This window comes from Streptomyces sp. TM32, from assembly GCF_004122755.1.
In the GTDB taxonomy this organism is placed as follows: Bacteria; Actinomycetota; Actinomycetes; order Streptomycetales; family Streptomycetaceae; genus Streptomyces; species Streptomyces sioyaensis.
Genome location: NZ_SDIG01000238.1, coordinates 1 through 7,789 on the forward strand (window position 1 = coordinate 1; position 7,789 = coordinate 7,789).

A 7,789-nucleotide genomic window follows, 5' to 3' on the forward strand; every position below is an offset into this window, starting at 1 on the left:
TCGTCCCACTCCTCAACCAACCCCACCCCGAGCTCAGTCATACACCCACCCAACCACACACAACTGTGATTGCAGTACTAGCCCTGGATTTCGCACGTGCCGATGTGCTCTCGACGTCCGGCCTGTGGACAGCCCGAACCGGCCGGTCATGCACCTCGGGTGGCTACCGGTGTGACCGGAACAGCCGGCGTCGCGGCTGCTTGGGGAAGGCGACGGAGGAGTGGAAGCCGTCGTCGCCGACGGTGCGGCGCAACGTTCGCACGATCGCCTCGGGATCGTCGTAGGGGCCGTTGATGTAGAGGGCCTGCCGTTACGGCCGAAGCGGATCGGGCAGGGACCGGCGGGCTCGCCGAGCACAGCTGCGGCGGCCTCGAAGTCCGCCTGGGGAGCGAACCCGAGTTCACGAGCGTAGGCGGCAGCGCCGAACACCAGGGAACGGACAAGCTCGGCGGGAACCTGCACATGCCCCTCGAAGGCGCTGAAGTAGGCGTGCCGGTGCGTGGTCAGCCGACTCGGGGCCATCGCCTCCGGAGGCAGCGCGTTCTTCACCCCAAGGCACCACACATCCAGCAGGAACCCGGCGACCTGCGCTTTCGCGGAGCGCGCGCTGTCCGCGGCGACGAGCAGGGCGACAAGGCCGCGTCCCTCCTCGGCATCGCAAGCCCCGGGGTCCAAGCCAGTCCACTGCGGCGCACCCTCAAGATCCACGCTGCGGCTCCAGCCGGTGTTCACCCAGCAACGCGGCTCGCCATGACCTGGCGCCGCAACTTGCACGGCATCGTTGAGCACTCCGACGACATCCGCGCGACCCACCCCCAGCGTCCTGGCGATCGCCTTCGCTGACCGACCCTGTTGGTCAAGGTTTTGCACCTGTACTACAAGCCGTTCATCCACAGCCCCGCCCTACGGCCGCCGCCACGGTCGCAGGGCCCGAACGCCAGCAGCCCAACCATCCGAGCGACCCTGCGAAGAGGGACGCAACTCGAATGTGCCGGTAGTCGCGTAATGATCGGTGGTTCTCGGTCTCTCTCCTGGTATGAGCAACTCATCGGGTGTGCCTCGTCGTTCGGCTCTGCGTCCGCGGACCGAGGTGGCGGTGTCGGGTGTGGTGGAGAAGCGTCTGGGTGCGCTTCCGGTGGTCGCGGGTTTCCTGCGACGGATGAATGTGGCTGGGACTGCCGGCCGGGCCTGCCCGATAGGGCAGACGGCCCTGGCCACCCACGGCCAGGTCATCGAGGCGCTGGTCGCCAATCGTCTGACCAGCCCTCTTCCGTTGCAGCACGTGGCCCACTGGGCGCGGGACTGGGCAGTGGAGGAGGTGTTCGGATTGCCCGCGGACATCCTCAACGACGACCGGCTCGCCCGCGCACTGGAACTTCCCCGCCCCGGCATACGGCCATCCCAAGGACCGGCGCACGGATCTGAAGCAGATCCAGGCCGGACTCGCTGTCACAGGGGACGGTGGAGTGCCCATCTTCCACCGCGCCTACGAAGGCGGGGCGGCCGAAGTCTCCCAGGTCATCGCCGCCATGAACAACCTGTCCGCGATGGCCGCCCGGCCGCCCCGCTCGGTCACCCACAACGCAGGGTGGTCCTCACAGCCGAACCGCGGCCGCACGTTTTCCGCATAGTCGGCGACCGCCTCCACCGCCCAGTCCATCACCGACAGCACGTTGCGACGCCGGGGCGGCTGCCCCTTCTTCGCTTTGCCGTAGCGGACGTTGAGCGTGCCGTACCGGCCGAACTGCGGAGCCTTCGCGTTCCTCCCGAAGTCCACTACATCCAGCTTGGACGTCTCGGTCCGGCGGAGCCCCCACCCGTAGATGACCTTTGGGCGTAGTGGCATTCGGCGTCGTATGTGTCTCAACTGTGCACATGCGCAAAGGTCTGTCGGAAGGGTCGCTGCGCGAGTGTGTGGAGCGTTACGCTCCCCGGCATGAACTTCTCCGCCGCGCTGGAGCTGATGAGACACGACGGTCGGCGTATGGCCCGGCGTAGCTGGATACAGCCGGGCAAGTACGTGTACCTGGAGCCTGAAGCCTCTTGCCTTACCCCCGATAACCGGGACCGCACTCTTGAGGCCCATCTGCGGTTCGTCACTGCGAACGGCACCGTCCAGGTCGGCGTGCAGCCCTCACACGCCGGACTGCTCGCCGAGGACTGGTACGACATCGACGGGCGGGAGGAGCGATGACGACGCCGCGCCAGCTGTCCCGCACCGAGTGGACAGACTTCCACTGGGCCTACGCGCACGGGAGCACGACCTACTGCCCCCAGTGCGACACCCCCGGGAAAGCGACGCTCAAACCCCTGGACCGGATGGTGCTCTTCGCATGCGGGCACCACATGTCGCTCCCGGATAACGCCGAACCGCTGCCGCAGCCTCCTCCCCCCGGACGCCGCACCCGCACAGTCAAGTAGCGGCAGTCCAAGGGGATGCGCAGTACGGGCCGGTCGGGTTCGGGGTGCTGCACCTGTGGGGCCGCCGCGGCCGGGCGCTTGTGCAGCCCGTTGCTCTGGCCCCGCCGTGTCGCTGAGGGGTGTGTTCACGTCTTCCGCGAACATACTGTGGCCCTGATCCGGTCCGTTGCCGTTCACATGGATGGGGGTCACACTGGGCCGCGGACTATGCAGCGTCCTCGATCGCGCTCCCCGGCACGATGGTGCCGGTCGTCGTGGCGATGTCCTTCATGCCCATTCGAGTCCCAGCTCAGCGAGTTGCTGGAGCTTGCCCGCGTTGAGCTTGCCGCGCCTGGTCTTGGTGTTCGACAGAAATACGCCCAGCTTGACCGCGTGCTCCTTGTCGTCGACCACCACGGTCTCGACGTGGGTCCTTGCGATCTTCATGTGCCCTTCGCGGGCCTTGTACTGGGCCAGGGCCGCGACGCCCCGCTCGAAGGCCGCCGAGACCCCCTTACGGGCCGTCGCCGCCTTCGCCGGCGGCTCCTTCTCGGTGGCCGGCAGCGGTTCGACGCCGAGCTCGGCCAGGCGCTCGCGCTGCCCGTCGCGCAGCTGCTCCCACCCCGTGCGTTGCGCGTGCAGCCATGTCCCGATGTCCTGGCCGCCGACGGTCACGCCGGGCAGGATCTCCGCGAGGGTGGCCCCGTCGTCCAGCACTGCGGCGAGTGCGGCGTAGCGCTGCTGCCAGACGACCGGCCACGGCGGGTTCCAGTATTCGTCGATCCGCTCCAGCGCCTCGCGGCGCTCGGTGGCGCGGTCCTCGTCCTTGCCTAGCCCACCCGTTTTCCGGAGGTTCGCCAGCCACTGGCCGACCGCTACCCCGTCCATGACCGCGTCCTTCGGCGCGGCCAGCGTCCGGTGCACCGCGAAGTAGTCCCGGGCGGCGGCGAGGTTCTTGTAGAAGCGGGCATCGACGACCGACCAGACCATCCCCAGCTCGTCCAGCAGCTCCGCCCGCCACGCCCGCAGCGCCCCGGCCCGGAAGGCGCGGCGCTGCTCGCTGACCCACGCCCCTAGCGCATACGTGCCGCCGTCGCCGTCACCGTTGCTGTCGGTCGTCCAGATCGGCACGACGGTGTCCATCGGCACCTGCGCGTGCCCCTGCGACTCGACCCACTTGCGCAAGGCGTTGAACCCGGACAGCCACACCTCACTGTCCGGCCGCAGCACACGGGTGCGCAGGAAGGCGGCGATGACGTCGGGGTTGCGCGGCAGGGAGAACCGCAGCAGCGGCACACCCCCGCGGTCGTCCTCGTCCTCCTGGTCCTCGTCCTCGCCGCCGGCGGGCCGCCGATCGTCGCCGACGGCGGCCGCGACCGTCTCGTCCTGCTCTTCGACGTCCTGGTCCTCACCCTCCCCGGCATCGCCGGCGGCCAGCTGCTCCTCCTCCGGCTGCCCTTCCTCGCCCTCTTCGTCTTCCTCGCGCCCAGGGTCGAGGGCCACTACCGAGGTGGCTTTCCCACGGGAGCTGGCAGTGCGTAGGACCATGCGCTCGATGAGCCGGGAGTCGTGTGCACGCAGCCCCTGGAGCACAGCGACCAGGGGCCGGTAGGAGGCGGAGGCCATCATGTCCTCGGGGTCCTCCCCGGGCTGTAGGAAGACCGGCACGATCAGCCGCGCCACCTTCCCCTCGTCCGGCGCCTGGCGCAGGCCGCGGCCGGTGATCTGCACGATCTCCACCGGCGAGGAGCGGGTATCCGCGAACACGACGGCGTCCACGCCGCGCTTGCCGCGGATGTCGACCCCTTCGCCCAGCACCCGACAGCTGGCCAGCATGCCCAGCTCGGTCACCCAGCCGTCCGCGTCCAGGCCGTCGGCGAACCGGTCCAGCACCACCCGCCGGTGGGCGGCCGAGTGCTCCCCGCACAACCATTCCGCTCCCACCCGCCCTGGGTAGATCGCCGGGTCCGTCTCGTGCAGCTCCGCGGCCGTCTCCGGCAGGGCCCGCGCGAACGCCATCGCCTCGATCGTGCGCCAGTGGAACGTCATGAAGTTCCGGGCGCCGGTGGTGTCCGCGTGCTTGAGCAGCGCCGCCTGGAGCGCCGCCAGCCGCCGGCCCCGCTGCTCCTCGGCATCCGCGTACTCGCCCGGGTCCTCGGGGTCGCGGATCTCCAGCACATCCACCTGAAAACTGGCAAGGATGCCCCGCTCCACACTCTCCATCAGACCGAGCTCGTACAGAACGGGCCCGTACAACTCGACGTCATCCATCGACGCCACCAACCGCCCGCCCAGCGCCCCTGAGTCGCCCTCAGAGCCGCTCTCAGCGCCCTCCGGGCCCGACGCCCCGGCGCCCGCCACTGCGGGGGCCCACAGGCGCGGCGTGGCCGTCATATACAGCCGCCGTGCCGCCGGGATCCGATCCTGGTCGTGAACAGCCGCCCACGCCTTGCCAATTGCCCCACTTGTCCGGTGTGCCTCATCCACCACCAGCAGGTCGAACGGACTCATCCGCTGACCGTACGAGCCGCGCAGCGCCTGCTCCAGGACCCCAGGCGCCCCCGCACGCTCCTCGTCGGCCGCGCCCTCCTCGTCGCCGTCCTGGCCGTCCTCCAGGCCCTGCGACACCAGGCTGGCGTACGTCGCGAACACCAGCATCGGCCCGCTCCCGGCCCACAGCGCCAGCTGCGTCGGGTTGGTCGTGCACCGTACGTCCAGTGCCTCCAGCAGCGGGTCCGCCCCCAACGAACACACCGCCACCGCAGGCCCCTTGTGCCCTACCGCCCGCCACGCCTGAACCGTCTGCGTCAGCAGATCCAGCGTCGGCACCAACACCCCCACCAGCCCCCGGGGCACCATCCTGAGCGCCGCCGTGGCCGCCGAGATCGTCTTGCCCGTCCCGGTCGCCGACACCACCTGCCCACGCAACCCCCGGGCAGGCATCACCCCGTCCAGCGGCCCCGAAAGACCCCGGATAACCGCATCAACACACTCCACCTGATGCGGGAAAAGCAGAATCTCACCCATCTTGTTGCCCATTCCCGGGCCCCTCCATTTCCACAATCCGGCAATTCAACGAATCCGCAATTCCGGGGGAGAATCAGCGCGACGGAATGAACGGTTCGACGGACCCCGCGCCGCCCACCGCCCGGCCCGTCAGCTGCACGAGCATCTCCGGCGGGTCAGCCCCGCACGGGTCGCGGCCTGCCGCAGCAGCCGGCCCTGCCCCCGCGGCCAGCCACACCTCGGTTCACACCTCGGCCCACACCTCGCCTGCACTATGTCCGCGGCCTCACGGCGCCGCTCCTGGCGCGTGGCATGCGCAGCGATGGCCTGCTCTCGCCGGGCTGCCCGCTCTGCCGCCCACGCCGAGCGGGCGCGGTCGAAGACGAGGTGGTGCAGGTGCGGCCGCCGGGTCGCCGCCTCTTACATCGCAACAAGTGCGCTGCTCCTCCTGGGTGGTTGCGAGTTCCCCCGGTACCGGAATCGAGGCTCGGGATGTCTTATGGAGCCGGTGGATGAGCCGCCGAGCCGCCCTGTCAGCACCGAGCGTGGTCTCCCTGACAGGGCGGTGACCATCAGCCCTGTGGCTCCTGAGGCCCGCCGGTGGCTCGCGTTGCCTCTCCGCCGGGTTCCCGTCGCCCCCGGGTCGTGCGCACCCCGTCCGCTTCCCTGCCCAGGCGCGTGGCATGCGCGCCAATCGCCTGCTCCCGCCGGGCTGCACGCTCCGCCGCCCATGCCCCACCCGACGCTTTCCCTCTCCGGCTCGTACACAGCCCGGCCCGACGACTCCATCAGGGCCTGCACCTGCCGCCGCTAGGCATGCCGCGCCGCCCCCATGGCGGCGAGCTTCTCCGGATCCGACGCCACCAGATCGAGCTCCGCCGGCCGCGGAGACCGCAGTAGTTCCTCGGCCGTCTCCCGGAGCCGGCGAAGCCTCCGGCTGCGGGGGACCGGCGGGGTCCGTTGCCGGGGGCTCGGGGGTATCAGTCGAGGTGGGGCATGACGACCTCGTCGAGGATTGTCGGGGGCTTGCCGGTGTAGGTGTAGCGGGCCAGTCCGTGGCCGTGTGGCATGTCGATGGTCCATGTTCCGGCGGCCTCGTTGTCGATGCGTGCGCCGGGTGGCTGGATGCCCATCTCGTGGGCCTCGCTGATCGCCACGGTCATCGCGATGAACGAGGAGAACGCGGCCACGTCGTTGATGGCGGCGCGGTTCAGCGCGGCTTTGGCTCGCTCGGACGGGATGACCGGCCAGCCTTCCTCGTCGTCGTGGCCGTACGCGTCGCTCACGCTGCTCCAGCGGCGGCGCGCGCCCGGTCGATGGCGGCCCAGTCGATGTATCGGGCTCCCTTGCGGGCGCGCATGGTCTCCATCTCGGTCCAGTCGATCGCTCCGCCGGCCGCGATGCGCTCGATGAACAGGACGGTCATCGACGACAGCTGTGGGTCGTCCGGGGGGAGGTCCTTGGAGGGGGAGGCGGCTTCCCTGACTGCCTCGCTCCACCACTTGGACAGGCACTCGTCCAGTTGCGCGAGGTCGGTGGTGCGTGCCTCCCGGTTGAACTGGAGGCGCTTGGCGGATGGCAGGGCGTCGGCGATGCCGTCGATCGTGCGGGGGATCGGTGCCACCGCTGGAGTGTGTGTCTGTGCGGTCATTGTATTCCTTCCGGCAGTGCTTGGAGTCTGCCGTCCCGAGCCCGGTCAGGTCGAGCGGGCGGGTACGGGGGAGCGGTGTCGAGGTCCGCGGCCAGGGCCTCCTCGCGCCTGGTCTTGCGCCCAGCGGCCCACGCCGAGCCGGCTCCGTCCCGCTTGGGCTCGTAGGCCTCCCAGCCCGACGCCTCCACCAGGGGCCTGGTGCGGGGTACTGGAAGAGGACGGAGATTCGCTACCATCTCCGGATGGCCGAGGATGAGTTCCAGTGAAATTCTCTACCGGCATCGGGCGGCCCTTCCTGTGAGGAATGCCCGAGATCTTCTGTCCCTGGGTGGTAGTGCCGTGGTTTCACAAACCCTACCCCTGCATCACGGAGTAATGCAGGGGTTCGCAGGAGTGGACTCGAAAGGGTGGTTCCTGGTAAGGTCTGGCGTGCAAGCCCACCGCGAGCCGATAGACTGCAAGTCTGGTGATGGCGCATCAGGGCCTGGCAGCCCATCACCTTTCATCCCACCCACCGTCAGAATCAGGCACACCGTCACCCTCTCCTCTAGCCAGCCAGCTTGAACCTCACCACCAGCGCACCCGCACCCGCCAAACCAGCCGGATTTCTTGAAAGCGGTTGCGGTGAATTCCGGAGGAATTCACAAAACAATTCCGGAGGAATTGTTCACCCGCCGGAGGCGGGTGCGTCTTTTACGATCCGTAGGATCGTGCGTCGTTTCTCCGGAGGAG

6 protein-coding genes and 1 pseudogene are annotated in these 7,789 nt (G+C 69.2%); 3 read left to right on the forward strand and 4 right to left on the reverse strand.

Going from position 1 to position 7,789, the window contains the following annotated elements; translation table 11 throughout:
* Positions 1–1,036: 1,036 nt before the first annotated feature.
* A pseudogene (locus EST92_RS32650) lies at positions 1,037–1,363 on the forward strand (DUF4277 domain-containing protein); the annotation flags it as partial.
* Positions 1,364–1,486: 123 nt separating this feature from the next.
* Here the strand turns inward: EST92_RS32650 and EST92_RS29910 are convergent.
* Positions 1,487–1,846 carry a hypothetical protein gene (locus EST92_RS29910; protein WP_254069142.1) on the reverse strand — a complete coding sequence of 120 codons (360 nt, stop codon included), beginning with the start codon at positions 1,844–1,846 and terminating at the stop codon, positions 1,487–1,489.
* A 90-nt stretch (positions 1,847–1,936) separates the two neighbouring features.
* Here EST92_RS29910 and EST92_RS29915 point away from each other — a divergent pair, with 90 nt between their 5' ends.
* Both EST92_RS29915 and EST92_RS29920 read left to right on the forward strand, forming a co-directional pair.
* Positions 1,937–2,194 (forward strand): MW1434 family type I TA system toxin, encoded by a 258-nt coding sequence (locus EST92_RS29915; protein ID WP_129283823.1) that lies wholly within the window; start codon positions 1,937–1,939, stop codon positions 2,192–2,194.
* The gene (locus EST92_RS29920; protein WP_129283824.1) at positions 2,191–2,421 is read left to right on the forward strand and encodes a hypothetical protein; all 231 of its coding nucleotides are present in this window, start codon (positions 2,191–2,193) and stop codon (positions 2,419–2,421) included. The genes EST92_RS29915 and EST92_RS29920 overlap by 4 nt, the downstream gene beginning before the upstream one ends.
* Before the next feature lie 267 nt (positions 2,422–2,688).
* On the opposite strand, the gene EST92_RS29925 is transcribed toward EST92_RS29920, so the two are convergent.
* The 3 genes from EST92_RS29925 to EST92_RS29935 all read right to left on the reverse strand — a co-directional run bounded on the left by EST92_RS29925 (position 2,689) and on the right by EST92_RS29935 (position 7,030).
* Entirely contained in the window at positions 2,689–5,427 is a 2,739-nt protein-coding gene (locus EST92_RS29925; RefSeq protein ID WP_129283827.1) for a DEAD/DEAH box helicase, read from the reverse strand.
* Between the two features lie 959 nt (positions 5,428–6,386).
* Positions 6,387–6,692: a hypothetical protein gene (locus EST92_RS29930; protein ID WP_129283825.1), complete on the reverse strand. Its 306-nt coding sequence runs from the start codon at positions 6,690–6,692 to the stop codon at positions 6,387–6,389.
* Positions 6,689–7,030 (reverse strand): hypothetical protein, encoded by a 342-nt coding sequence (locus tag EST92_RS29935; RefSeq protein ID WP_129283826.1) that lies wholly within the window; start codon positions 7,028–7,030, stop codon positions 6,689–6,691. The genes EST92_RS29930 and EST92_RS29935 overlap by 4 nt, the downstream gene beginning before the upstream one ends.
* Positions 7,031–7,789: the final 759 nt, after the last annotated feature.